The sequence below is a fragment of the [Scytonema hofmanni] UTEX 2349 genome (genome assembly GCF_000582685.1).
GTDB lineage: Bacteria > Cyanobacteriota > Cyanobacteriia > Cyanobacteriales > Nostocaceae > Hassallia > Hassallia hofmanni.
In genome coordinates this window covers 4,399,048-4,424,820 of the sequence record NZ_KK073768.1, presented here as the reverse complement: position 1 = coordinate 4,424,820, position 25,773 = coordinate 4,399,048, and the positions used below count along the sequence as shown (strand labels likewise).

The window sequence follows — 25,773 nt, the reverse complement described above, 5'->3', positions numbered from 1 at the left end:
TGAATGAATATTGGATTAATTTAGGCGATCGCTCTCCTGAAATTACTTACTAACCCTTTACATAAGTTAACATTTTTTGAAGAGAATTATTGTCTGTAGCGGTGAGATATGATGAACTCAATGATGGTGATTTTTCCCTATCGACATAATTCGACATGGGTGTTTGATGATGAACGAGTCGGATTAGTTCACGAACCTTTTGTAAGTGGTGTACCGGAAATGATTGATATTCTGGTGCAAGACATTCCCAATGTTGATGAAGGTTTTAAACTTTGATTTTCTGCAAATCCTTTCCCAGCTTATCAAGCGGAATTGATTTGGTTAAGAGAAGAATATAACGGAAATTGGTATTATTGGAGTCAAACAAATATGGAAGGATGGCTATGTCCAGCATTGTTTAAATACTTTATTGAAGTGCCTAATACCAATTCTTTATGAGGCTGCGCTTAATAACCCGACGAGTAAACTCGCGGCTACACGTACAAAGCCCACCTGCGTGGGCACTCATTAGGCGCAGCTTCACACAGAAATGGTATAAGAAGATATATTGTAAAGCGGAAAGTCTTTATTAAGGAAATTTTATGAGTTTCGTAGTTAGCACTTCAGCGCTGAAGCGCTGAGTAAGAAGAACTAATTTTAAATATTAATACGGGTTATCTTAACACAATTATTTTTAAACAATCTTATCTATTTATATTTTTTACAGCGCTGAAGCGCTGACTACGAAGAACTAAAGATGAATATTCACGATTTAAATACAATTATTTATCAACAGCCTTACCCGCTTTTATTCGCTACTATTAGCGGTTCCCATTTATATGGTTTTCCCTCACCGGATTCTGATTATGATTTGCGCGGTGTTCACATTTTACCAGTGCGCGAAGTTGTGGGATTAAATACTGGACAGGAAACTATTGAACTGTCGGAAATTCGCGAATCTTTACAGATTGATTTGGTAACTCACGATGTGAAAAAATTCTTTTTATTACTACTCAAAAAGAATGGTTATGTGCTAGAGCAATTATATTCACCTTTAATACTCAAAACAACACCGGAATATGAGGAATTAAAGATTATTGCTAAGGATTGCATAACTCGTCATCACTGCTACCACTATTTTGGTTTTGCTGCAACACAATGGAAGTTGTTTGAGAAAGAACAACCGCATCGAGTTAAACCGTTGCTTTATGTTTATCGAGTGCTGTTGACTGGTATTTATTTGATGCAAACTGGGGTTATAGAAGCAAATTTAGTTAAGCTGAATGAAATTTTTGATTTACCTTATATTTCTGATTTAATCGCAGCGAAGCTGACAAATCTAGAAAAATCAGTTTTACCAGATGCTGATTTTACTTTTTATCAACAAGAATATAATCGCTTACGCGATCGCTTAGAAATTGCTGCTCAAACCAGTATACTACCTGAAGCACCTACAGCTAAAGCAGCTTTGCATGATTTACTGATACGATTGAGAACTAGGAGTTAAAATTTAGCAGTTCTTAATTCCTAACTTTGCGCTTTTAGTAGAGACGTTCTGGTGGAACGTCTCTACTACTCCTAACTATTTAATACTTTAAACTCCAAGCGGCAAAAGCCAAGGCACCCCAACCCGCAATAAGAGCTGCACCTCCAAGTGGTGCGATCGCTCCCAATATTTTCACATTTGTTAACGAGAGAGCATATAAGCTACCTGAGAACAAAGCAATCCCAATAATGAACAGCCACCCACTTGCTAACAAAGTCGGTGGCGGAGATTCTTGGTAGATGCTCAATAATAGTGCTACTAACAATAATGCCAGAGCGTGGTACATTTGGTAACGAGCAGCAGTTTCAAAAATTTCGAGGGAGCGATCGCTAATTTTATCCCGCAATGCATGAGAAGCAAAGGCACCACCCGCAACCGACAAACCGCCTAAAATGGCACCTATACTCAAAAAAATTTGCGTCATGGAGTTATCCCATTTTCGCTGTGTTTAGGGTTTAAACATCAAAATGATAAGAGACTGCCCCATCCTCGCTTACTTTAAAGTTAGCATGAAATTCTTGCGCTTTTTCATCTAAATATTCTCTGGCAACGGCAGCTGGTAGCTGTGACTGCATTGCAAAGCTTAAAACGGTGACACGTCCATTGTTTTCAGTCAGCATTTGATAAAAAAGAGATTGCAAGCGATCGCTCACCTGTTGATTAATCATTTTTTTCTCTTGCTGACTGTCACGGTACAATCCAAATGCTAGCCATCCACCCAGTATTAAAGTCGGAACGCCAAAAACTAAACCACCCACAACAGTATTATTATCAGGATAGGTAACATTTGGAGCATCAAATTCTCGATCAAAATCTACGGGCAATCGCCGAGATGCGTTCTCTATAGCTATTTTGTCAAATAGTGCTGAAACTGATAGCGTCATAAACATAAATCCGAGTGTAAGCAGCCATCCAGAAGCTAATTTTCCTGCTGTCTTCATAGTTGTTCCACTTAAAAGAATGAACTTTGTTTGTGATTCTAGCCTCACTTGCCCAGATGTTCCACTAAGAAAGCAGCGACTAGGGACTGGGGACTAGGAAATAAAAATGACATCTCATGTCATGTCTGGCAGAGCGTACATATTGTAGAGACGTTCCGTCGGAACGTCTTTACGACCGTTGCAGCATTTTTATTACTATTAATGAGCGCGGACATAATGTTAAAGATGAAAAAGGTAACTAATGTTGCCTTGCTCACTGGTTTCAAAAGTAGCGTTGAACTCTTTAGCTTTTTGATCGAGATATTGTTTAGCTTCTTGCCCAGATAGTTGTGCTTCCATCGCTAACTGTAAGACGGTAATTCTACCATTATCGGCTTTGAGCATTTGATAAAAAGTAGAATCTAGGCGATCGCGTAACAATTTTTCATTTCTTCTACGCAATCCCCAAAGCATGTATCCTCCCCCTGCTACTAATGGGACACCTAAGGCTATTCCTCCAACAAAAGTATCTGTCGCGTCTTGCTGTTCTAAGGTATTCTGGTCTTTATCTGGTAACTGCGATAAGGCAGAAACACTGACCATCAAACATAGAAATCCGCTCATCAGCAAGAACCCGGCAGTTAGTTTGGTGAGAAATTTCATAATCGAAAGCGCAAAATGTAAGAGTTATCTTGCCGCAATCTTAACCTCACTTACGCGTAGCTTCCAATATTCGTGAAAAATAAAAGCGAGTCCGAGTCATAGACTGTCTTTCGACACTAAAGCCGTTTTTTTCTAGTATTTTCACTACATCAGCTTCACGATGCAAGTAAGCACGAGTTGCTTTACTCGGTCCTGGGAAAAAACTGCCGATTTTTTTTAGTATACTCAAAGCGCAGGTTTTCGGCGCAAAGCTGAGAATTATCCGCGACTGTGCCAGAGAACATAGATGAGAAATCATCTCGTCTGCCTTTTCTTGGGGATAGTGGATGAGAACATCTAGGCAAATGACGGTATGATAACTACCACTCAACGCTTCTAAATCTTGGACGGCGAAAGTGGGATTATCGCTTTGTCCTAAAGTTTCTAAAGCTCTATCTTTTGCTTCTGTCACCATTTTGTCAGAAATATCGCTGGCATAAACTTTCGCATTATCTGCCGCTAGGGGGATGCTAAGACTACCCACACCACATCCAGCATCACAGATTGATATTTCTGCTAAATTGTTATCAGCTTTTAACCAGCTAAGGACTGTATCGACGGTTTGCTGATGTCCGTTGCGGATGTCTAGCTGAACTTTGTTGACTTCGCCATCACCATAAATACGTCTCCAGCGATCGAAGCCGGTGGAATTGAAATAATCTTTAACAATTGTTTTGTCGTCGGTTGCGTTCATGTTGAATTTTGTTTGATGGGTTCCCAATGCTTAAAAATATCATTAATAGCAACCGTCAAGAACGCTCTTCCAAATTTTTCTATACTCTGGAGCGCGATCGCTTTTGCTGTAATTCGATGACTGTATCTATCGAGCATTGATGCGAACCGACAAGAGCTGACGGTGTTACAGATTTTTTGTGATGTAGTCTCATGCAAAGTGCGCTTTTGGCATAGGTGAAGCGATCGCATTATTTTATAATTATCATTCAAATTGCTCTTTAGACAATACCCTGAGTACGCCTTGAACTGAAGTTCAAGGCTCATAGCCCAAGTCCGTTAAAACGGACTCAAATGTATATCCAGTAAGCTAAAGCTTACTTAAGCTTTGAGCCAAGAAATTTATTTCTTGGCGGACGAACAGGTGTAAGATATAAGGTAGTACAAATTTTTATACTCGCCAATTATCAATTAATAAAGGATATCCTAATGCCTGGATATTTTGATAATGTTTAGTATTCCCTGTTACTAAAACTAAATTATTTTCGATAGCTATAGAGGCTATTAAGATATCTGCTAATCCTATTGGTTGTCCTGCTTTTTCTAAATCTGCCTGAATTAAGCCGGAAATTTCTGCACAGCTTTGGTCTAAATGCAAAATTTATAATTGAGATAAATCTGCCAAAAATTGTTGAATGCGGTCATTCCGATTTATTTTTCTCCATCCCTTAATAATTTCAGAAACAGTAATTACCGAAATTGTGTACTGTTGCCATATAGCTCTATAAGCAATAGCTTTAGCATTTATTTTAGGATTTTTTAATTTGCGAATCTCTGATACAATGTCTGTATCAATTAAAGATTTTCTCACAGCTAATTTAGTTTTTCTAAATTCCTGTGTTTGAAAATATCTGCAACCATTGTATCAACTAATTCCGCCTCGTTAGACCATTTACCGATAAAGGAATCATTAATAACTTCTGGTTGTGTTAGTTGCTCAATCATTGCTTTGATTATGTCAGAAATTTCGCAATGATAAGTTTGTGTTAATTTTTCTATTTTTGCAAATGTTTCTTGATCTAGTTCGATTTCTATTTTTTTCATAATTCAGTTATTTTTGTCATAAATTAAGTAATATTATAACGCTGTGAGTAATTATGGCGGATCTCTCTTTCACCGCCGAAACCAACTGCGAACCCAACGCTACTAACCCCAAAACCCACGATGGGAGAGTACCTTTACGCAAAATTTAGCTCAATAGTCGCTGCCAAGTGAGTTCTTTTGTCGCTTCATCCCAATGCCAGCGTAATAATTTGGCGGGTTGATTTGGGGAAATTCCTGGTAATCCAATTGCTTTTCTTGGTGCTTCGGTTGCAAGAATTATGCCAGTTTCTACATCACAACCCCACTTCACCAAGTTTTGCGCTCCCACCAATAAAGGTAAAGTCGTCCCCGATAAAGTTCCATCAGGCAGTCTTGCCGTACCGTTTTTTACTTCAATTTGCCGAGTATCCCAAGGATAAACCCCATCAGGAAGTCCCAAAGGTGATAAAGCATCACTTACTAAAAAAAGTCCTTTGTGAGAACTGGCGCGTAGAAGAATTTGTAGCATAATTGGTGAAACATGCTCACCATCTGCAATAAAACCACACATCACATCAGAATTAAGAATTGCTGCGCCTAATAATCCCGGTTCGCGATGATGTAATAATGGCATAGCGTTAAAAGCATGAGTCACCATCGTTGCACCCAGTTTAAAAGCGTGTTGCGCTTGGGCGACGGTGGCTTGAGAATGTCCTAAACTAACGGTAATGCCCTTTGAACGCAAGTAAGGAATGACTTCACCAGTGGGATCTAACTCTGATGCGAGGGTGATAACTTTGATAATCTGGGCATAATCGCCCAAAACTCGCTTTACTTCTTCAATTGTTAAAGGTAACAGATATTCTGCCGGGTGTGCGCCGCGCTTTTGGTAATTTAAAAATGGTCCCTCTAGATGGACACCGAGAATTTGCGAACCGACTTTTTGACGAGAAATAAAATCAGCGATGACAGCAAGCGATCGCTGAATATTATCCACCGAAGTTGTCACCAGCGTCGGTAAAAATCCATCTACCCCCACATCCCAAAGATATTCACAGATTTTTTGCAGAAAGTCGAAATTTTCAGCTTTTAATTCCGGAAATGCCAACCCTAACGCACCGTTAATCTGTAAATCGACACCTCCCAAGGAAATCCAATCACCACAAAGATCCAACAATTCCAAGTCAGGAGGTGCGATCGCTTTGAAAACTGTACCCATTGGCAAAATTCGCTCAACTATACCCTCACGAACCAAGAGCATCTGCAAATCTTTGTATCCCGGCACTCTAGCGTTGATAATATTTATGGGTGTTGCTTTGCTCATCACGATAGTTTTGTAAAATTCAACATCACTCTATTGGGGCATTGGGCATTGGGCATTGGGCATTGGTAATAATTCTTTTCCTAGTCCCTAGTCCCTAGTCCCTAGTTCCCAATCCCCAATCCCCAGTCCCCAGTCCCCAATCCCCATTCATATGACTTCCCTTATCGGTATTATTATGGGCAGCGATTCCGATTTACCCATCATGGAGGGTGCGATCGCTATTTGTGAAGAATTTGGCATTCAAACCGAAGTTGCCATTGTTAGCGCCCATCGTACCCCAGAACGTATGGTTGAATACGCACAATTTGCACACCAACGCGGCATTAAAGTGATTATCGCCGGTGCTGGCGGTGCTGCTCATCTTCCCGGAATGGTTGCATCTTTAACTCCTCTTCCGGTTATCGGTGTTCCCGTCCCCAGTCGTTACTTACAAGGACTTGATTCACTGTATTCTATTGTACAAATGCCTACTGGTATCCCAGTTGCGACCGTGGCAATAGGTAATGCGACAAATGCCGGTCTTTTGGCAGTTCAAATTCTCGCTACCCAGCAACCTGAATTACTCGAAAAAGTCCAAAAATATCGCCAAAATCTCTGCGATTCGGTAATAGCAAAGCAAGCAAAGTTAGAAGAATTAGGCTTTGAGCAATATTTGCAACAGATGTAATATCGGTTATTTACTTAGAATTAACTATACTTAAGTAAAACTTTTGTGGGTTTATCTGTATAAAAAGATATAAAGTATCTAATTCCTAACAGCAGTAGCTTTATCTTTTTGTAAAAATTATTAACTTATTTTATCTAAATTTCATAATTTATTGACTTAATGTCCGAAAATGCTGACACTGTAACGGATACAATTACTTTATTTAGCAATGCTGATGCATCCAAGTAGCAGTAAAAACTAGAAAATTGTATTTAACACTACAGAATTACTATTTGGCTTAATAGAAAATCAATCAACTTTATTACTGGATTCACCAAACTTTTGAACAAAAAACAGCACTGAACCTTTGCGAGTTTCTGCTGCGGGGTTAATTGGAGAAAGAAAAAGCTAAAACGATAAGTTGTTAGTATTTTATCCTTTACACTTGAAACTTTTTTAGGAAAGGTTTATGTAATAGGATATTGGCAATTGTTGGCATTAATTAGTAACTAATCTCCAATCCCTAAGGGAAAAAAAATTAACCTGCCAGAGAATAATTATTAAAGAGTGAATAAAGGATGGTTGACTGTTTGACAAAATACATAATATTTTATTAATAATCTCCGTAAAATTTACAGAGATAGCACCAGTTTCTTGATTAATACTGTAGTTATTTGGCTTTTTGATTTTCAGACAATCAATTGCCAATGATGAAAATAAGCAAGTTTCAACAACCAGCTTGCCCGAATGACAAATATCAAAAACGACTTGTTTCGCTTTTGGTGTTAGCGCTTTGTTGCTTAAGGTATTTTTTCAGTTAGGGATATTAAAAGGCATGATGTTAAAAGTTACGCAAAAAAAGAAATCGAAAGCTAGCAGTAGACATCAAAGAAAGAGAACACAATCGAACTCAATTGTCAATAAATTTAATCTAGCGATAAAACGACTATCTCCAAGTTGGCAAGCTTGCTTACCGATCGCTTGTTTGATTGTGTTGGGGTGGGGTTGTGCAGCGGTTGCCCAAACTCCATCAGCCGGACCAACTACAGGGGACTTGAAAGTTGCCCTTGATACATTGTGGGTAGCGATCGCTGCTTTTTTGGTGTTCTTCATGAACGCTGGTTTTTGTATGTTAGAAACCGGGTTCTGTCGCCAGAAAAACGCTGTCAACGTTCTTTCCAAAAACTTGATCGTGTTTGCCCTATCGACAGTGGCATTTTGGGCGATCGGTTTTGCCTTGATGTTTGGCGATGGCAATGATTTCATTGGACTGAATGGGTTTTTCTTAGGAGGAACTGATAACAGCCCCGCCACAGGAGAAGCTTATAAAGGCATCTTCAGCGCCCTAAACTGGACTGGTGTACCTCTAGCTGCTAAGTTCTTATTTCAGCTAGTATTCGCCGGCACAGCCGCCACTATTGTTTCTGGGGCAGTTGCGGAAAGAATTAAGTTTATTGACTTCTTAATCTTTAGCCTCTTACTCGTAGGCATTGCCTACCCCATTACCGGACACTGGATTTGGGGTGCTGGTTGGTTAGCAGATATGGGTTTCTGGGATTTTGCCGGTTGTACAGTGGTTCACTCAGTTGGTGGGTGGGCAGCTTTGATGGGAGCAGCATTTCTCGGACCGCGCATTGGTAGATATGAAAATGGGCAAGTTAATGCCATTCCCGGTCATAACATGAGCATTGCCACCTTGGGCTGCTTGATTTTGTGGTTGGGCTGGTTTGGTTTCAACCCAGGTTCAGTGATGGCTGCCGACCCTGGTGCAATTACCCACATAGCCTTAACCACCAATATGGCGGGTGCTGTCGGTGGCATTGCTGCGACAATTACAGCTTGGCTGTATTTGGGTAAGCCAGACCTTTCAATGATTATCAATGGTATTTTAGCTGGCTTGGTGGGAATTACAGCATCTTGTGCTTACGTCAGCGTTGGCAGTTCTTTCATCATTGGCTTGATTGCCGGAGTCTTGGTAGTTTTCTCTGTCACCTTCTTTGACAAACTCCGCATTGATGACCCTGTGGGAGCAACCTCAGTTCACTTAGTTTGTGGTATTTGGGGAACTCTGGCAGTAGGTTTATTCGCTGTTGGTCCTGGTGGATATCCTTGGATGGTTGACTTGGCAGGTAAGCCAGTCGGACCCCACGGATTATTCTTTGGTGGTAACTTTGGCACATTGATTCCGCAATTAGTCGGTATTGTCTCGGTAGGCGGCATGACTGTTCTTCTGAGCAGCATCTTCTGGCTGGCGCTAAAAGCTACTTTAGGTATCAGAGTAACTCCCGAAGAAGAGTTTGAAGGTTTAGATATCAGCGAACATGGTATGGAGGCTTACAACGGATTTGCGAAAGAGGCTAATCAGAGCGGATTTCCTGAAGTAGGTAATCTAGGAGAAATACCACACCGGGGTAAACCTACTATCACCTAATAGTTGGATCGTTGTTATACCAATTATTTGTGAAGTTGCATAGAATTTTACCCCACCCCGATCAGCCCCTCCCCGCAAGCTCTTAGGGGAAAATCCGGTTCCCTCCCCGCTTGCGGGGAGGGTTAGGGTGGGGTTCTTATGGGTGCAACTTCATATTAAATTGGTATTAGTTGTTTGCTGTTGGGATTTCCATTAAGTATCAACTAACAACTTTTTTAATCAACTATCAACAAATAACAAACACAAAATTTCATATTTGTATAGTAACAAGCTTAAAAATTTAAATTTTGTAGCAATAAATGTGATTGATTAAGAATAACAGATGCAAAAAGTGCATAAGAGCATATTGATTTAAGACTTAGCAACTGCTATAAGAAGTATATTTTTAGTTAGTTATCCCAGAAACGAAATTTGAGTAACTTCCAAGACAAAAAGGAGTATCACAAAGTACTCAAATGTAAGTAACACAAAAAATTGTTGGTACTCAGGGACAAAGAAGAAGTGTTGAAGAAAGTTGTAATGATTGGGGCGATCGCCTCATTGCTTCTAGGTGTACTGACGAGTAATGCCTTGGCAGCACCCACAGATGTAAACGCAGCAATCACTAATGCTCAAACATCAGCCGATACAGCATTTATGCTGATTTGTTCGGCACTCGTGTTGTTGATGACACCTGGATTAGCGTTTTTCTATGGTGGATTTGTGCGATCGCGCAACATCCTAAATACATTGATGATGAGCTTCGTGCTGATGGCGATCGTTGGAGTCACCTGGATTTTGTGGGGCTACAGCCTTGCTTTTGCACCAGGTAATCCCTTCATCGGCGGATTAGAGTGGTTTGGGTTAAATGGTGTCGGCTTAGAGACAACCGATTATCTTAAAGGCACAAGCCCAGTGGAAATAGTTTCCTATGCACCGACAATTCCCCACCAGGCATTCATGATTTATCAGGCAATGTTTGCCATTATCACCCCAGCGTTGATTAGTGGTGCGATCGCCGAACGCATGAACTTCACCGCTTACTCATTATTTGTGCTGCTGTGGTCTACGTTTATTTATTCGCCCCTAGCGCACATGGTATGGGCTAAAGGCGGATTTTTGGGCTTGGCTGGTGGAATGGGCGCCCTAGACTTTGCAGGGGGCACAGTCGTTCATATCAGTTCCGGTGTTTCTGCCCTCGTCGCTGCCATCTACCTCGGACCACGGAAAACATATCCCGACCGTCTCAGCCCTCCTCACAACGTTCCTTTCATTTTGTTGGGTGCAGGCTTGCTGTGGTTTGGCTGGTTCGGCTTCAATGCTGGTAGCGCCTTTGCTTCTGGCGGTTTAGCAACAACCGCATTTGTTGCCACCAATACAGGTGCAGCGAGTGGTGCTTTAATGTGGCTAATCCTGGAAAAAGTCTTGCGGGGTAAACCAACAGCAGTCGGTGCAGCCACAGGTGCAGTTGCCGGATTAGTTGGTATCACCCCAGCCGCAGGATTTGTCACACCTCTAGCTGCGATATTAATTGGCGGTATTACAGCCTTTGTCTGCTTTTATGCCGTCAGCTTCAAGCACAAAGTCAATATTGACGATGCTTTAGATACCTTTCCCGTGCATGGCGTCGGTGGGACAATCGGGGCAATTCTCACCGGAATCTTTGCCACCACCACAGTCAACTCAACAGGGAAAAATGGCTTGTTATTTGGCAACCCCGGTCAAGTGGTAACGCAAATTATCGCCATTGCCATTGCCTATGTCATTGCTGCTGTCGGTACCTGGATTATTTTGAAGATTCTAGATGTCACAGTCGGGTTGCGAATCAAAGAAGAAGCCGAACTGCAAGGCATGGATATCAACGAACACGGCGAAGAAGGTTACAACGAAGAATTTGGAGAGCGTATTAGTGTTAAGTAGTTGGACACAATTAATTACAAAAAATATGGGCTGAAATTCTTACCTGGTAAAGAATTTATATTGTAATTAATTTTGTCTGGTTACTCATACCATTTCTGTTTGAAGCTGCGCCTAATTTAGCCCACGCAGGTGGGCTTTGTACGTGTAGCCGCGAGTTTACTCGTCGGGTTATTAAGCGCAGCCTCATAAAGAATTGGTATTACTAATAGGTAGTGCAATTTATCACCCTTGATTGTTGCTTATTTCCAAGGTAAAAGATAGAAGATAAAAGGTAAAAAATCTTTATTCTTACTTTTACCTTTTTACTTTTTACTTTTACCTCCGCTAACGTGTCAACTCCAGCAAAAATTTTTCCTACCTGGGCATTTTTCTCCTTGGTAATCAACGGCATACTGATGTTAGCGATCGCCTTGCTAATTTTTCGACAGCAGGGTTTGACCGCTTTTTTTTGGTTTGCACATACCGCGACACCAGTCAACCACAACAGTCAACCCCAAGCTACACCTGCTAAAATTACACCTGAACTAGGACTTCGCCATAAATTCAGTTATCCCCAGTGGGTAGATGTCCTCAGAAAAGAAGCTAAAGCAGCTGCCGATAAACCTCACCACAATTTAAGTATCCTTGCGGGAGATTCTCTCTCATTGTGGTTTCCTACAGAGTTATTACCTGAAGACAGAAATTGGCTAAATCAGGGAATTTCTGGAGAAACTAGCGAAGGACTATTAAAAAGATTAGATATATTTGACCGCACTCAGCCAAAGACGATTTTTGTGATGATTGGCATTAATGACCTGATTCGGGGTGCAAGGGATGAGACAATTTTAAACAATCAGCAACAAATTATCACTTACTTGAGAAAGGTGCATCCAAAAACGCAAATTGTGGTTCAGTCGATTTTGCCACATGGAGCAGAAGAAGCAACTTGGGAAAGACGAGACAAACTACTGGCTATTCCTAACAGTCGCATTCGCAAGCTAAATCAGCAACTGCAAGATATAGCTACAAAAGCAAATGTGAAATATCTCAACTTGCATCCTTTATTTACCAACAAGCAAGGCAATCTTCGTCCCGAATTCTCTACCGATGGTTTACACCTAAGTCCCCAAGGCTATCTTGTCTGGCGTTCCGCGTTGCTAATGTACACTCAGATTGAACTGGATAAGGGGGATAAGGGGGATAAGGGATAAGGGGGATAAGGGGGACAAGGTGACAAGGTGACAAGGGGACAAGGTGAAATTTCTTCCCCCCAGTTTTGTAGAGACGCGATTAATCGCGTCTTTTGTACAGACGCGATTAATCGCGTCTCTACTTAAATGGTGTCTGTGCGCTCCTACAATAAGATAGAGGAGTCTCTGATGAAAAAACAATGGATACAAAAGCTTTTAAGCGATCGCTCCAACATTCAGAAAACTATCATCGTCGAGGGTTTGGTCATCAAGCCGAAGTCGCTACTCAGTTGCAATCCGAATATCAAAGCAATTTAATTCAACAAATTCGCGATAATAATTACACCCTAAAACGGGGTAATACAACCATTCAACTAGCACAAGCTTTTGGCTTTTGTTGGGGTGTGGAACGTGCTGTAGCAATGGCGTATGAAACCCGTAAGCATTTCCCCTCAGAAAGGATTTGGATTACTAATGAAATTATTCACAATCCTTCTGTAAATCAGCGAATGCTGGAAATGGAAGTGGGATTTATCCCTTTTGAAGCTGGTAAAAAAGACTTTTCTGTGGTCGAATCAGGTGATGTAGTTATACTACCAGCTTTTGGCGCAAGCGTCCAAGAAATGCAGATCCTTAACGAGAAAGGCTGCAAAATTGTTGATACCACTTGTCCTTGGGTCTCGAAAGTTTGGAATACAGTTGAGAAGCATAAGAAAGGCGATTACACTTCAATTATTCACGGCAAATATAAGCACGAAGAAACCATTGCAACTAGTTCCTTTGCTGGGAAATATTTGATTGTGCTGAATATGCAGGAAGCTGATTACGTTGCTGATTATATTCTTAATGGTGGAAATCGGGAAGAGTTTCTCGCTAAATTTAGCAAAGCAATTAGCGCCGGATTTGACCCGGATAAAGATTTAGAAAGAGTTGGGATCGCTAATCAAACAACGATGCTCAAAGGCGAAACTGAGCAACTTGGGAAACTGTTTGAGCATACCATGTTGAAAAAGTATGGTCCCGTTGATTTAAATCAGCATTTTCAAAGCTTTAATACTATTTGTGATGCTACCCAAGAACGGCAAGATGCGATGTTGGGTTTAGTTGAACACAAGCTAGATTTGATGGTGGTAATTGGTGGATTTAATTCCTCGAATACTACTCAATTGCAACAAATTGCTGTAGAGGAGAAAATTCCTTCTTATCATATCGATTGTGTAGAGCGAATTAAATCAGGAAATGCGATTGAGCATCGACTATTAAATGGTGAGTTGAAGATAACAGAAAACTGGTTGCCAGATAATGAAATTGTTGTAGGAATTACCTCTGGTGCTTCTACACCCGATAAGGTGGTTGAAGATGTGATTGAGAAGATTTTTGAATTGAAAGCTACAGCAACAGTGGTTTAAAAAGAACCTGGTATGCTCTATTTGTGGGGTGGGTATGTTGCCTACCCCATAAATTTATTATAAGTTTGTCAGAGTATGAGTGTTTATATTATTCGACCAAAGGCGACATCAGTAACGCGATCGCTCAAACTGCAATCCCGAAAATTCACCCCAGAAAGTCGTCCCACGCAAGTTAAGGAAGTGGTTGATTTTTGGGAGGAAGATCCAGTTCACAGAGAAATTGAACATTGGCTAGAAGATGCAGAAAACGTCTCAAAGCATCCTACTTACTCAGGAATTACTGGAGCGGCTATTGTAGAAATGTCGGATGAAGAAGCTGTAAGAATGCGTCGCGAGTTGCCTAATGCTTTGATATTACGCGACCAGCCGATTGAGTTGATCCAGCCCGAACGCAATCTACGAGCTAGTAAAGATAAAATCACAGCAGCAGATTTATGGCATTTGGATGCGATCGCTCTCAACAAAGCACGTCAACAGGGATTTACAGGCACTGGCAAAAATATCACTATTGCTGTTTTGGACACGGGTATCGATAACAGTCACTCGGAATTGCAAGGCAAAGTAACTGAATCTTATAGTTTTAATGATAGAACACAGCAAATTCAGTCAATACCTTGCCAAGATACCGATGGTCATGGTACTCATGTTGCGGGATTGATTTGCGGTCAACAGATTGGGGTAGCACCAGAAACTAAACTGATCAACGGTGTTCTCATTCCTCGCGGTACAGGCAAATTATCAGACTTATTTTTATGGCTTGACTGGCTGGGAACTCGCGTAGATGTGAATATTGTAAATATTTCCGCTGGCATTCCTCGATATTCTGATGGAGTCAGCGATTTAATTGATACTTTATTGGCAGTAGGAATATTGCCGGTTTGCGCTGTTGGCAATGATGGATTTAACAGAACTGATGCACCAGCAAATTGTAGAGGTGCGGTTTCGGTAGGTGCTACAAACTCTGGCGGTAAAATTGCATCTTTTAGTGGCAGTGGCACAATATCTATTAATAATCATCTTTATAATGTCCCTTATTTAGTTGCTCCTGGTGAAGGAGTTTATTCATCTGTTCAAGGTGGCGGTTACGAAGCTTGGGACGGAACTTCGATGGCTACCCCAATCGTTTCTGGTGTAGCAGCTTTAATATTAGAGAAGTACAACAAACAAATTACTGTAGGGCATTTGTTTGACGTGCTGCTTTCGACTTGTCACGATTTGGGACACCAAAGTGACCGTCAAGGTCGAGGTTTAATTCAGGTGACAGCGGCACTATAACAGTCCTAAATAAGAGCGTGAAAAATTAGATTCCCGACAACTTTTACGGATACTGCTGGCGATTCAGGGGTATCACCCCCTCACGATTTTTCGACATTCCACACAATTGTAGAGACGTTCCGGCGGAACGTCTCTACGAGGTTTTTAATAAAATGAGGGGTCAGACCTACCATTCGCCAACGATATTCTTTAAGAAGTCGGGAATCTGAACACCGGGAATTTTCGCAAATCATCTAGAATTGCACTATGGATCTTAACGAAAGCCAGATTGCCAAAATTGACCCTTTGCTAGAAGAAGTTCTGACATATGCGCGGGGCAATGAAGAGATTCGTGCAATTATTACTTTAGGCGCTGACAATCAAATCAAAAAAGATGCAAGCAATCCACCCCTTGATCCTAACGAATTTCCATCTTATCAAGCTTATCGACAGGCATTAATTGAGCGCCGAAAAAATCAACTTGCCGAGGCAGTGGGTGATACTGTCCAAGCACTGCAAAATCTTTCTTTAAAACCTATTGGCGGGACTCTCAGCCGTGTTGTGGTTGTCGAAGGTTCAGCGAATGCAATTCTAAGCTCTTTGGATCTGCCTGGAGTTAACCATGTCAGTCTGGATCAGCTGATTGCGCTGCCGGAAATTGCACCAGATGAAGCAGTTAAACATTTCGCTGACCTTTATATAAACATACTTGATCGCCCTTTAGATGAGAAAACAAAAAAACTAATTTATAAAGCATCTCAGCAATACATTATTAACTACCACAAGCGCCACAACAAACTGCAAATATTGGGAATGCAAAAGCCTGTAGATTTGGATTCAATCTATACAGCAGTGCAATGTTTCCAAAATTATGACATTCGGAAATTTGAGTCAGTTGAAGGCTTAGAAGAACTTTACCGCCAAGCAGGAAAGCGCGGAATACAACATAAAAAGGCGAATACAGAAGATGGTCTTAAAGTAGCAAATCAGCAGCAATATTTGATGGTACTCGGCGCTCCTGGCGCGGGAAAGTCTACATTATTGCGAAAAATAGGACTTGAAGCACTTAAGGCTCATCAAAGTGAATATCAGCATCAATGTATTCCACTTTTTATTGACTTGAAACAATTTACTGATAAAGAAATCAATATTCACCAAACAATTGTCAAAGATTTTTTTGATTGTCAATTGCCACTTATTGAAGATTTTACAACCAAAGCATTAGAGCAAGGCAAGTTGTTGATTTTGCTAGATGGTTTGGATGAAGTACCAACAGATAATATGGATTTGGCAATTAAGCAAATTCAAAGTTTTGTTGATGAATGGAAGAAAAATAGGTTTATTATCTCTTGCCGTATCGCTGCCTATCGCCAGAATTTTCCGAAGTGTAGCGAAGTTACCATTGCCGAATTCAATGATGGTCAAATTCAGCAGTTTATTAAAAATTGGTTTTCTTCAGAGGTTGATAAGAAAGTAGAAACTGCGGAAAAGTTCTGGGGCTTATTGAAGCAACAAGAATATACAGCAACTAAGGAACTTGCCCAAACTCCTCTGTTACTAACTTTTCTCTGTTTAGTATATGACGAATCTCAGGACTTGCCAAAAAATCGGTCTACGCTATACAGTGATGCTTTAGATATATTACTGAGAAGATGGCGAGCCGAAAAACGGATTCAAGAAGACCGTATCGATCAGGAACTTGGCATTGATTTAGAGAAAATCATGCTTTCTGAAATCGCCTATCTAGGCTTTGAAGCAGAGAAACTATTCTTTTCTCACCAAGAAGTTGTTAGAGAAATAAAAGAGTTCCTCGCAAGTAACGACAATGCACCAAAGCATTTAGAGGCTGAGGTAGTGTTGGATGCTATAGCTATTCAGCAGGGAATTTTAGTAGAACGAGAACGGGATATTTATTCATTCTCCCATTTGACGCTACAAGAATATTTAACAGCAAAATATATTGACGACCATCAACTGATTGAAAAATTGGTTGCAGAACATCTTACTGACGAACGCTGGAAAGAAGTATTTTTGCTAGTGGCTGGATTAATGCGCGGTGGTGCAGATAAGTTGCTGTTGTTAATGGAAAAGGAAGCACAAAAGTATATTAAAACCCGTAAATTCCCAAATCTATTCCGCACTTCTAAGTTACAAGCCTTACTGCACTGGGCAGAACAGATAACAGATGGATCTGAAGGTAATTTTAAACCAGTTGGTAAACGTGCAGCTGCGATCGCCATCGCCATCGCCAACGCCTACGCCATCGCCATCGTCAACTCCAACCCCAACGGCTACGCCATCGCCTACGCCATCGGTATCGCCAACGCCGATGACATCGCCAAAGCCAAAGCCAACGCCAACGCCAAGGCTTACGCCATAGCCATAGCCAACGCCAAGGCTTACGCCATAGCCAACACCTACGCCATAGCCATCGCCAAAGCCAAAGCCAACGCCATAGCCAAAGACATAGCCAAAGACATAGCCAACGCCAACGCCATAGCCAAAGCCATCGACAAGTTTATTAACCTAGCTACAGAGCTAGATCAAATAAAAATTTTCAAACCTGTAAACTTTACAGTGCTAATTGCCCGACTCAAAGAACTCAAAGCCCAAATTCCTTATAATAATCAATTTCAGCAAGTGCATCGGCAATTTGTTGACCGCCTCATACAAACTTGGCTTAATGCTTTTAATCTCACCCCAGAAATGGTCGATTTATCTGCGGAAGAATTGCAGGCACTGGACAATTATCTCTATGCAAATTACCTGATTATCCAGTGCAAACAAGCAGCAGTGCGGGTGTCACCCCAAACTTGGGAAGCGATTGAGGCGCGGATGTTGTTGGTTCCAACGGGTTAAGCAACAATAAGGTAATGAAATATAGCTAGATAAACACTCTATGAGTTCATTAAAACAGGCTCAAGACAAAAAAACTCAAACTTTTACAGCAATTCTGCATTGGGAAGAAGATGTTTACGTCGCTGAATGTCCAGAGGTGGGAACTGCTAGTCAAGGAGAAACCATAGAAGAAGCGATCGCCAATTTGCGCGAAGCAACTGAACTATATTTAGATGAGTTCCCGCTTTCGGAAACCGCACCTCGTCGGTTGTTGACTACATTTGAGGTGACTAGTGCCTAAGTTACCCAGAATTAAAGCCTCTGAAGTCATTCGTGTTCTGGAACATTTAGGCTTTGTTCAGGTAAGACAACGTGGCAGTCATGTAATTTTGAAGAAGCAACTGTTAGACGAAGGAGAAGAACAGGAAGTGATTGAAGTCGGTTGTGTTGTGCCACTACATCGCAAAACTGTAGCTGTTGGGACGCTTAAAAGTATTCTGAATCAAGCTGGAGTTTCAGTTGAGGAGTTTATTGAAAATCTTTAGCTTACAGTAGAAAGATGTTTACGTGGCTGAATGTCTGTGAGGTGGGAACTGAAGCGTCAGGGAGAGACGATCTTATGAAGCGATCGCACTCTTTGCGCGAAGCAACTAAACTATATTTAGATGAGTTCCCCCTGTCGGAAACCGCACCTCAGTCTTTGAACTTCATTAATCAGTATCTAAGGTAGATAAACGAGTCTTTGAGAGAGATGAACGAGTATCTGAGCTAGATAAACGAGTATCTGAGCTAGATGAACGAGTCTCTGAGGGAGATGAACGAGTCTCTGAGGGAGATGAACGAGTCTCTGAGGGAGATGAACCAGTATCCGAGGGAGATGAACGAGTCTCTGAGGGAGATGAACGAGTATCCGAGAGAGATGAACGAGTATCCGAGGGAGATGAACGAGTATCCGAGAGAGATGAACGAGTCTCTGAGCTAGATGAACGAGTATCCGAGGGAGATGAACGAGTCTCTGAGGGAGATGCACGCTATTTTATTACTCTTGCCAGATAAAATTTGAAACCCTATTTCCAGGTTAGTCCGCGTAGGCGGACTTTGTTTGTATAGCCAAGCCAGTGCGTTGCGCGGGTTCCCCGCGTTGAAGCACCTGGCGTGCGATTTTAATCGTCAGGGCTTATCATTTTAACCCTTAGAGAGACGCGATAAATCGCCGTCTCTACAGAAAATCTATGCGTCAATTAGTCCTTGACGCACTACTAGCTAAATAGCCAAACGCAAGCAAGGACACTTTTGCAGAAATCCAGATGCTTTTTGTTCTGCATCTGGATTATCAATATGTGCTGGTGTCGGGCGAATAATGCCGCCAAATAAATCATCTAAGCCGTAGGGGGTGAAAAATTGCCATTTTCCCTCTGCATCTAGCTTCACGCCTACAGCAGTGGCTGTGTGGAGCCAATTCGTAATGCCATCTTCTGTACTATTAAAGGTTTGACGACCGGGACGCCAATGAGCGAAACTAGCTTGATTTTTGACATCAAATTTGTACTCAGGAAATTGATTTGTCAAAGCTGTTTTTGCTGCTAGTTCTTGAGAACGATTTCCGTGTTGATCAAAGAAGGCAATATCAAAGTCGTTAATAACTAACTTACATTCTTCGCCGAAAATATGACGCCAAACGGTATTTCGTACTGCACCACCTGCTAACCACCAGTTGGGAAGATTGCTTTGCGCGATCGCACTCAATACAATACCAACAGGCGAATCAGCTAAAATTATCTGTAAGCGTGTGTTAGCATCCATTTTATTATCTTAGTGTAGTAAGCGCTTCAGCGCTTAAAGTGCTTACTAACTTCTTCGGGGGCTAAAAATTCCCTAATATAAAGCGCTGAAGCGCTTACTACGGGTTAAGCAGGTAGTTTTGGTTGAGTAGGATTCACAACAACTTCTTCGGGGGCTAAAAATTCCCGAATCAGTCTTGCGATGGCTTTTTGGATTAAGAGACTGGTAACTTGCTGACCCAAACGCTGCACTCCAGGATTTACTATTAATTGTGCAAGTTGGGGAACAAGTTGCGCTGGATCAAAGCCACGGGTTTCTTGGAGAATATTAAAAATACGTTTGATATGCTCTAAGGTTTGTTGCTGTTCAACTGATGCTGAGGGAGTTTCGTTGATTGCTGTTAAACCGACTCTTTCCCGCAACAAATATGTGAAATTATGCAAAGCGTTTTTACCTAAAGCATCGACTCCTTTCACAACTTCATCTACAACCCGATTTCTAATAAAAGCGCCTCTATCGGAAGATAGAAACTCTAATGCTTGATTCAAAACCACATTCAAGTCATAATCTTGATTGTTACGGGCATTTTTTAAGAGGTTTTCTAAACGGTTCCAGCGGAATGTACCTTCTTTAAAAAGTAAATCTTGCAAAGATGCTCTTAATTGTGGTGCTGGGTCGGTTAATAAGCGTTTGGAAACGTAAGGATAAGCTTCGCTAAGGACTTTGAAATTTGGATCTATAAAGATAGCAATTCCTTCGAGCGTTACCAATGAACGGATAATCAAAGCGTAATAAGGTGGAACGCGGAAAGGATACTCATACATCAAAGCTGATAATTCATCGGTGATGCTTTTGATGTTGAGGTCAGCAACGCTAGCACCTTCGGCATTGGCAAATACTCTGGCAAAAGCGGGAATAATTGGGGTTAAGTCGGTTTCTGGTGATAAGAAATCTAACTTGACGTAATCTTTGGCTAAACCTTCAAAATCGCGGTTGACAACGTGAACGATCGCTTCAATTAAACCATATCTTTGCAGCGGTTGAATCTCGCTCATCATCCCAAAGTCAAGATAAGCTAGTTTACCATCGGTTGTGGCTAACAAGTTACCTGGGTGCGGGTCGGCATGGAAAAATCCATGTTCTAATAATTGTCGCAATGAACACTGCACACCCACTTCAATTAGATAACGCGCATCGATGCCTTGGGCGCGAATTTCTGCTGTATTAGTTAATTTTGTGCCGTTAATCCACTCCATCGTCAAAACGCGGCGGTTTGTATATTCCCAGTAAATATTCGGTACATAAACGTCTTTCATGTGACCGTATAACTGAAAAAATCGCTCCGCGTTTTGTCCTTCGTGGATGTAGTCCATCTCTTCAAAGATGCGATCGCCTAATTCATCTAGAATCCCTACAAGGTCACTTCGCACCCTTTTAAAGGTTCTTTGCGCCCACCCCGCAAGGCGACGTAAAATATACAAGTCAATTGTTATACCTTCGCGTAAGTCGGGACGTTGGACTTTAACTGCAACTTCCTCACCAGTACTTCTCAACTTACCTTTGTAAACTTGTCCCAAAGAAGCTGCGGCAATTGGTTCGGGGGAAAGTTCCGAGTAAATCTCTTCTGGAAGCGCTCCTAATTCTTCTTGAATAAATTGATACGCGATTTCATTGGGAAATGCTGGTAACTGGTCTTGTAGTTTGGTTAATTCTTCTAAGTATACAGGGGGAACTAAATCCGGTCTGGTAGATAAAGCTTGCCCAATTTTAATGTAAGCGGGTCCCAATCCTGTCAGCAATTCTCGTAACTGACTCGCACGACGCGGGTCATTTTTGACGACAACTCCCCGTTTGCTGTCCAACCACAAACCAAAAGCAAAGGATAAACTCGGTGTCAAAACTGTGAAAATACGACGCAAAACTTGCAGGGGTCGTTTTTTATAATATGCGGCAAGGGCTAAAGGATCGTAACGCAATTCGGGTTTTTGTTCTGGTGCCTTGGCTATCTGAGGTACGCTTGGTGTCACCACAGGAACTATAGCTCCATCAATAGAAACCACTTCAACATCAATCGGTTGGTCAGTTGGGGAAATTGTCTTAGCACTCATGAAGTTTGCCACCAGGTCGATACGTCCACGTTAAGTATTGTAACAATTTATTACAGGCGAGTCTTGTAAATTCACATCAAAGACAAATTAAACTAAGTAGGTGGGCATGGGACATGGGGCATGGGGCATGGAAAGAATTGTATTTATTCACGCACTTGCTTTATTGAACTTCTTTAATTCTGACTGCAAGCGTGCCCATTGCCCATTGCCCATTGCCCAATGCACATTGCCCAATGCCCAATGCCCATTGCCCAATGCCCTTCTATTAAGTGTCTCTTAAATTTAGAAAATCCGGCGTCTGCCAGTAGGATGAACTGGAAACGGAAAAACTGTATCAAATTAATGACTCAAGTCTCAAATAAGGAAATATCTGAAATCGTAGTGGGACACAAGGACAGACTTTGCCGTTTTGGATTTGAATTTGTGGAATGGTTCTGCAATCTTCATCATTGCAAAATCACCGTGGTTAATAACGCCAAGCTTTCTCCCCATGAAGAATTGATGCAAGATTTTATGGCGATTATGCATTGTTTTAGTTCCAAGCTCTACTTCCTTCGCGCTTACAAAAAGAAGATTGAAGAAGAACAAAACATTTCTGATGTTCAAGAACTAACTCGTAGTCAGTGTGAGTCAATGTGAGTATAATCAAGAAAACGTAGTGAGTCGAGACTATGAAGCGTAAATTGAAAGGTCAAGTAACGGTAACAAGAATAGCTATTCTTGGCACTGCAAAGTTAAACAAATGGAAGGAAAAAGAACTTGATACTATTGCGTTTCGGCTCGGTAAACTACGCTCTGATTTGTGGAACGAATTCGGTTCACTCAAGGCTTGGGGAATATCAAAATTTGACATTGACAAGCAATTAAGGGGTTGCTCATACAAGTATCAGCTACCCGCGAAACTTTGGGAGGCAACACTTTACGATGTCATTGACGATATTCATTTAGTTCAAGCTGCCTGCGTAGAAAAAGTGATGAATGCGCTGGGGCAGTCTTACCAATCATTTCAAGCTAAAAAAGAACTATTACAACTCACCTTAGAAAGTCGTGAATGGTTGAATCACCCCTTACTTTGTACGCTGGTTAGACGATTTTGGTATCGTGGACACACGAAAGTCGCCAACCAAATAGTTCTTAAAGCTTTTGATACTCAAACTGATAGCAGGGATGTAGTCTGGCTTAAGTTTGGGGGATTGGTTAATGGTAAAACCCTTAAACTTCCTACAACCCTGCCACACAAAGTTAAATGCCAGCTACGCCTAATTAAGCGGTCAGGCAGATGGGAAATTCACTATACAACCGATATTCAAAAAGCCGATAAAAAGACAGAAGGTCTTGTTATTGGTTGCGACCGAGGATACACCGAAGTTTACACAACATCATCAAATGATGGCGCGAGATTTTTAGGTAAAAACTTCGGCGCAATCCAAACAAAAGAAACTGATTATCGAACTGAAAAACTCATCAAACGTAATAAGTTGTTGGCAGTTGCAAACAAAGCAACTTTAAAAGGAGACTCTGCACGCGCCGACCGAATTAAGCGCAATAATCTCGGAAAAATAAAGTGGATAGCCCGTGAGAATTCCTTTAAAGGACAAATCAAAACCATTGTATTTACAGCTACTCATGCGTTAATGTTAAACGCAATTACAGTGGCTTATGAAGATTTAACTGAGCAAATAAAAAGCAAAAAGCCCATGAAAAAGCGCATGAAGAGAAACGTCTGTTCATGGTGCAAGGGGATAGTTGTGGATGCTCTCAAACAAGTTTCAACCCGTGTAGGTTGCACGGTAAAGAGTGTCAATTGTGCATATACGTCACAACTTGATTCTAGATTTGGAACCTTAACGGGAACCAGGTCTGGAGACAAGTTTACCGGACATGATGGGGTCGTTATGCACTCGGATACTAACGCTGCTGACAACATTCTAGTAAGGATGGGGGACGTTGAAATCCCCCGTTACCTTAAACATTCAAGTGTTAAGGTGATCTTACAAGATCGAACTCAGAAGTTTTTGGACACCTTCATCCCATGTAGGGATGAAGTGTTTGAAGCGATAACGGGTACGGATAAACCCCAGACTCTAGAACCTAAAAGACAACGCACTCGTTTAGGTCAATCAGAGAGCGAACTATGAGCAATTAACGCTGTTTGACTTCGGTTGACTACGTTACTTGTGTATCCCTTAACGGAGAAATTGGTTTCATGTTGCTCTGCCTCAGAATAGAAAATTTTGCCCTAGTTGACCAATTAGAATTAGAATTCGGCGCTGGACTAAATGTATTAACAGGTGAAACTGGCGCGGGAAAGTCGATTATCCTGGATGCAATTGATGCAGCTTTAGGGGGTAAAGTCTCTAGTAGGCTAATTCGCACTGGTACAAGTCGAGCGATGGTAGAAGCTACTTTTGCCTCTAATTCTGCCTTTGCTGCTTGGTTGAGCGAACAAGAAATTGATTCAATAGATGATAATTCTGTAGTTATTAGCCGAGAAATCACTGCGACATCAGGAAATATCCGCAGTCGATCGCGTGTGAATGGAGTTTTGGTAAATCGACAATTAATGACAGGTTTACGCGATCGCCTTGTGGAAATCACCGCTCAAGGTCAAACTGTACAAGTAGGACAATCTGCTCAAGTGCGTGATTGGTTGGATCTTTACGGTGGGGAAAAGTTGATGCAACAGCGTCAAGTTGTGACAACTGCTTTTACAGCTTACCAAATGGCGCATCAACTAACCGAAAAACGCCGCACTTCTGAACGGGAACGTTTACAACAATTCGATTTACTAACTTATCAAGTTCAAGAATTGGGAACGGCAAATTTGTGCGAACCTGATGAATTGGAACAGTTAGAACAAGAACATCAGCGCTTGAATCATGTAGTTGAATTGCAACAAATGAGCTACAAAGTTTATCAAGCGTTATACCAAAACGATAACGAAGCTTTAACTGTCGGCGACTTACTCGCAGACAGCGAAGTAGCATTAAGTCACATGGTAGAATACGATTCGCAGTTACAATCGCTGTTAGATTTGGTGAGAGATGCTCAAACGGCGGTGGTAGAAGTAGCGCGACAAATTAACACTTATGGTGAAGGTTTGGAAGCAGATCCCCAACGATTGGAGGAAGTAGAAGAGCGAATTCGGGAATTGAAGCAAATCTGCCGCAAATATGGACCGACACTCACCGAAGCGATCGCTTACTATCAACGCATCCAATCAGAATTAGCTGAACTGAACGACAGCGAACAATCTATCGAAAGTCTGGAACAGCAAGAAAAAGTTTGTTTAGAAAAGCTGACTCAAGTTTCTGGGCAATTAACTGATTTACGTCGCACAGCAGCAGCAGCTTTAGAATCACGATTGTTAAATGAACTAAAGCCTTTAGCGATGGAAAAGGTAAAGTTTAAAGTTGAAATAGTACTGACTACTTTCACCGCAGTTGGAGCGGACAAAATTACTTTTATGTTTAGTCCGAATCCGGGAGAACCGCTGCAACCTTTAACAGAAATTGCTTCTGGTGGAGAAATGAGTCGTTTTTTATTAGCGCTGAAATCTTGTTTTTCTCTAGCTGATAGTGCGGGAACGATGGTATTTGATGAAATTGATGTTGGTGTTTCTGGGAGAGTAGCACAAGCGATCGCCGAAAAGTTACATCAACTCAGTCAACATCAGCAAGTATTGTGTGTTACTCACCAACCTTTAGTAGCAGCAATGGGAGATCGTCATTTTCGCGTAGATAAGCAAACGATCAATAATAACGATAATAACGGTGTGCGTACAGTCGTGCGCGTTACCAGCCTAGATAATAATACCACCCGCCGCGATGAACTCGCACAGCTAGCCGGTGGGAAATCAGCAAATGATGCGATCGCTTTTGCGGAATCTCTTTTATTACAAGCTGCCAACCACCGAAGAGGAGTGGGGGAGGGGGGGACAAGGGGACAAGGGGACAAGGGGGACAAGGGAGACAAGGGATAACTCCTAACTCCCAAATCCTGATTCTTGCT

Annotated in this window: 26 protein-coding genes; 16 read left to right on the top strand and 10 right to left on the bottom strand. The window is 41.5% G+C overall.

The features are described 5' to 3' along the window. Positions 1-108 precede the first annotated feature (108 nt). Together TOL9009_RS49660 and TOL9009_RS0125045 are read left to right on the top strand one after the other, a co-directional pair. Positions 109-276 (top strand): hypothetical protein, encoded by a 168-nt coding sequence (locus TOL9009_RS49660; protein ID WP_242055038.1) that lies wholly within the window; start codon positions 109-111, stop codon positions 274-276. A gap of 460 nt (positions 277-736) precedes the next feature. Further along, positions 737-1,486: a nucleotidyltransferase domain-containing protein gene (locus tag TOL9009_RS0125045; protein ID WP_029635599.1), complete on the top strand. Its 750-nt coding sequence runs from the start codon at positions 737-739 to the stop codon at positions 1,484-1,486. A gap of 79 nt (positions 1,487-1,565) precedes the next feature. Here TOL9009_RS0125045 and TOL9009_RS0125040 read toward each other — a convergent pair whose 3' ends face one another. From TOL9009_RS0125040 to nagA, 8 genes are all read right to left on the bottom strand, one after another. Further along, positions 1,566-1,949 carry a DUF423 domain-containing protein gene (locus TOL9009_RS0125040; RefSeq protein ID WP_029635597.1) on the bottom strand — a complete coding sequence of 128 codons (384 nt, stop codon included), beginning with the start codon at positions 1,947-1,949 and terminating at the stop codon, positions 1,566-1,568. A 31-nt stretch (positions 1,950-1,980) separates the two neighbouring features. Beyond that, on the bottom strand, positions 1,981-2,466 hold the full coding sequence (locus tag TOL9009_RS0125035; protein WP_029635594.1) for a hypothetical protein: 486 nt from the start codon (positions 2,464-2,466) through the stop codon (positions 1,981-1,983). 219 nt (positions 2,467-2,685) lie between these two features. After that, complete coding sequence (locus TOL9009_RS0125030) at positions 2,686-3,108, bottom strand: hypothetical protein (RefSeq protein ID WP_029635592.1); 423 nt, start codon at positions 3,106-3,108, stop codon at positions 2,686-2,688. Positions 3,109-3,154: 46 nt separating this feature from the next. Beyond that, entirely contained in the window at positions 3,155-3,841 is a 687-nt protein-coding gene (bchM, locus tag TOL9009_RS0125025; protein WP_029635590.1) for a magnesium protoporphyrin IX methyltransferase, read from the bottom strand. A gap of 429 nt (positions 3,842-4,270) precedes the next feature. Continuing rightward, positions 4,271-4,477 (bottom strand): PIN domain-containing protein, encoded by a 207-nt coding sequence (locus tag TOL9009_RS49655; RefSeq protein ID WP_242055037.1) that lies wholly within the window; start codon positions 4,475-4,477, stop codon positions 4,271-4,273. A gap of 3 nt (positions 4,478-4,480) precedes the next feature. Further along, the gene (locus TOL9009_RS49650) at positions 4,481-4,690 is read right to left on the bottom strand and encodes a PIN domain-containing protein (RefSeq protein ID WP_242055032.1); all 210 of its coding nucleotides are present in this window, start codon (positions 4,688-4,690) and stop codon (positions 4,481-4,483) included. A gap of 2 nt (positions 4,691-4,692) precedes the next feature. Then, entirely contained in the window at positions 4,693-4,923 is a 231-nt protein-coding gene (locus TOL9009_RS0125015) for a hypothetical protein (RefSeq protein ID WP_029635588.1), read from the bottom strand. 145 nt (positions 4,924-5,068) lie between these two features. Next, positions 5,069-6,226, bottom strand: coding sequence for an N-acetylglucosamine-6-phosphate deacetylase (gene nagA / locus TOL9009_RS0125010; protein WP_029635586.1), 1,158 nt, complete (start codon positions 6,224-6,226; stop codon positions 5,069-5,071). Positions 6,227-6,377: 151 nt separating this feature from the next. Between nagA and purE the strand changes: the two genes are divergently transcribed. The 11 genes from purE (at position 6,378) to TOL9009_RS0124960 (ending at position 18,854) form a co-directional block, all read left to right on the top strand. Next, complete coding sequence (purE, locus tag TOL9009_RS0125005; protein WP_029635584.1) at positions 6,378-6,893, top strand: 5-(carboxyamino)imidazole ribonucleotide mutase; 516 nt, start codon at positions 6,378-6,380, stop codon at positions 6,891-6,893. 817 nt (positions 6,894-7,710) lie between these two features. Continuing rightward, positions 7,711-9,303, top strand: a complete 1,593-nt coding sequence (locus tag TOL9009_RS40415; protein ID WP_398344932.1) for an ammonium transporter — start codon at positions 7,711-7,713, stop codon at positions 9,301-9,303. A gap of 519 nt (positions 9,304-9,822) precedes the next feature. Next, positions 9,823-11,202, top strand: a complete 1,380-nt coding sequence (locus tag TOL9009_RS0124995; protein WP_186227698.1) for an ammonium transporter — start codon at positions 9,823-9,825, stop codon at positions 11,200-11,202. Between the two features lie 329 nt (positions 11,203-11,531). Next, the gene (locus tag TOL9009_RS0124990; RefSeq protein WP_029635580.1) at positions 11,532-12,392 is read left to right on the top strand and encodes an SGNH/GDSL hydrolase family protein; all 861 of its coding nucleotides are present in this window, start codon (positions 11,532-11,534) and stop codon (positions 12,390-12,392) included. Positions 12,393-12,571: 179 nt separating this feature from the next. After that, the gene (locus TOL9009_RS0124985) at positions 12,572-13,780 is read left to right on the top strand and encodes a 4-hydroxy-3-methylbut-2-enyl diphosphate reductase (protein ID WP_029635578.1); all 1,209 of its coding nucleotides are present in this window, start codon (positions 12,572-12,574) and stop codon (positions 13,778-13,780) included. Positions 13,781-13,855: 75 nt separating this feature from the next. Beyond that, a complete protein-coding gene (locus TOL9009_RS0124980; RefSeq protein WP_029635576.1) occupies positions 13,856-15,055 on the top strand; it encodes a S8 family peptidase in 1,200 nt (399 codons plus the stop codon). Positions 15,056-15,301: 246 nt separating this feature from the next. Beyond that, positions 15,302-17,893 carry an NACHT domain-containing protein gene (locus TOL9009_RS40410; protein ID WP_038296577.1) on the top strand — a complete coding sequence of 864 codons (2,592 nt, stop codon included), beginning with the start codon at positions 15,302-15,304 and terminating at the stop codon, positions 17,891-17,893. Between the two features lie 40 nt (positions 17,894-17,933). Then, entirely contained in the window at positions 17,934-18,173 is a 240-nt protein-coding gene (locus TOL9009_RS40405) for a type II toxin-antitoxin system HicB family antitoxin (RefSeq protein WP_038296575.1), read from the top strand. Next, positions 18,166-18,417: a type II toxin-antitoxin system HicA family toxin gene (locus tag TOL9009_RS0124965; RefSeq protein WP_029635572.1), complete on the top strand. Its 252-nt coding sequence runs from the start codon at positions 18,166-18,168 to the stop codon at positions 18,415-18,417. Before TOL9009_RS40405 ends, TOL9009_RS0124965 begins: the two co-directional genes overlap by 8 nt. A 14-nt stretch (positions 18,418-18,431) precedes the next feature. After that, the gene (locus TOL9009_RS47735; protein ID WP_186227719.1) at positions 18,432-18,602 is read left to right on the top strand and encodes a hypothetical protein; all 171 of its coding nucleotides are present in this window, start codon (positions 18,432-18,434) and stop codon (positions 18,600-18,602) included. Between the two features lie 63 nt (positions 18,603-18,665). Then, positions 18,666-18,854, top strand: a complete 189-nt coding sequence (locus tag TOL9009_RS0124960; protein WP_029635569.1) for a hypothetical protein — start codon at positions 18,666-18,668, stop codon at positions 18,852-18,854. A gap of 281 nt (positions 18,855-19,135) precedes the next feature. On the opposite strand, the gene TOL9009_RS0124955 is transcribed toward TOL9009_RS0124960, so the two are convergent. Further along, the gene (locus TOL9009_RS0124955; protein WP_029635567.1) at positions 19,136-19,675 is read right to left on the bottom strand and encodes a nucleotidyltransferase family protein; all 540 of its coding nucleotides are present in this window, start codon (positions 19,673-19,675) and stop codon (positions 19,136-19,138) included. A 104-nt stretch (positions 19,676-19,779) separates the two neighbouring features. Further along, positions 19,780-21,762 (bottom strand): ABC1 kinase family protein, encoded by a 1,983-nt coding sequence (locus tag TOL9009_RS40400; RefSeq protein ID WP_038296573.1) that lies wholly within the window; start codon positions 21,760-21,762, stop codon positions 19,780-19,782. A gap of 219 nt (positions 21,763-21,981) precedes the next feature. Here TOL9009_RS40400 and TOL9009_RS49645 point away from each other — a divergent pair, with 219 nt between their 5' ends. The 3 genes from TOL9009_RS49645 to recN all read left to right on the top strand — a co-directional run bounded on the left by TOL9009_RS49645 (position 21,982) and on the right by recN (position 25,744). After that, positions 21,982-22,401 (top strand): recombinase family protein, encoded by a 420-nt coding sequence (locus tag TOL9009_RS49645; protein WP_260675939.1) that lies wholly within the window; start codon positions 21,982-21,984, stop codon positions 22,399-22,401. 32 nt (positions 22,402-22,433) lie between these two features. After that, a complete protein-coding gene (locus TOL9009_RS40395; RefSeq protein ID WP_051503023.1) occupies positions 22,434-23,900 on the top strand; it encodes an addiction module component in 1,467 nt (488 codons plus the stop codon). 68 nt (positions 23,901-23,968) lie between these two features. Next, positions 23,969-25,744, top strand: a complete 1,776-nt coding sequence (gene recN / locus TOL9009_RS40390) for a DNA repair protein RecN (RefSeq protein WP_051503022.1) — start codon at positions 23,969-23,971, stop codon at positions 25,742-25,744. The last annotated feature ends 29 nt before the right edge of the window (positions 25,745-25,773 follow it).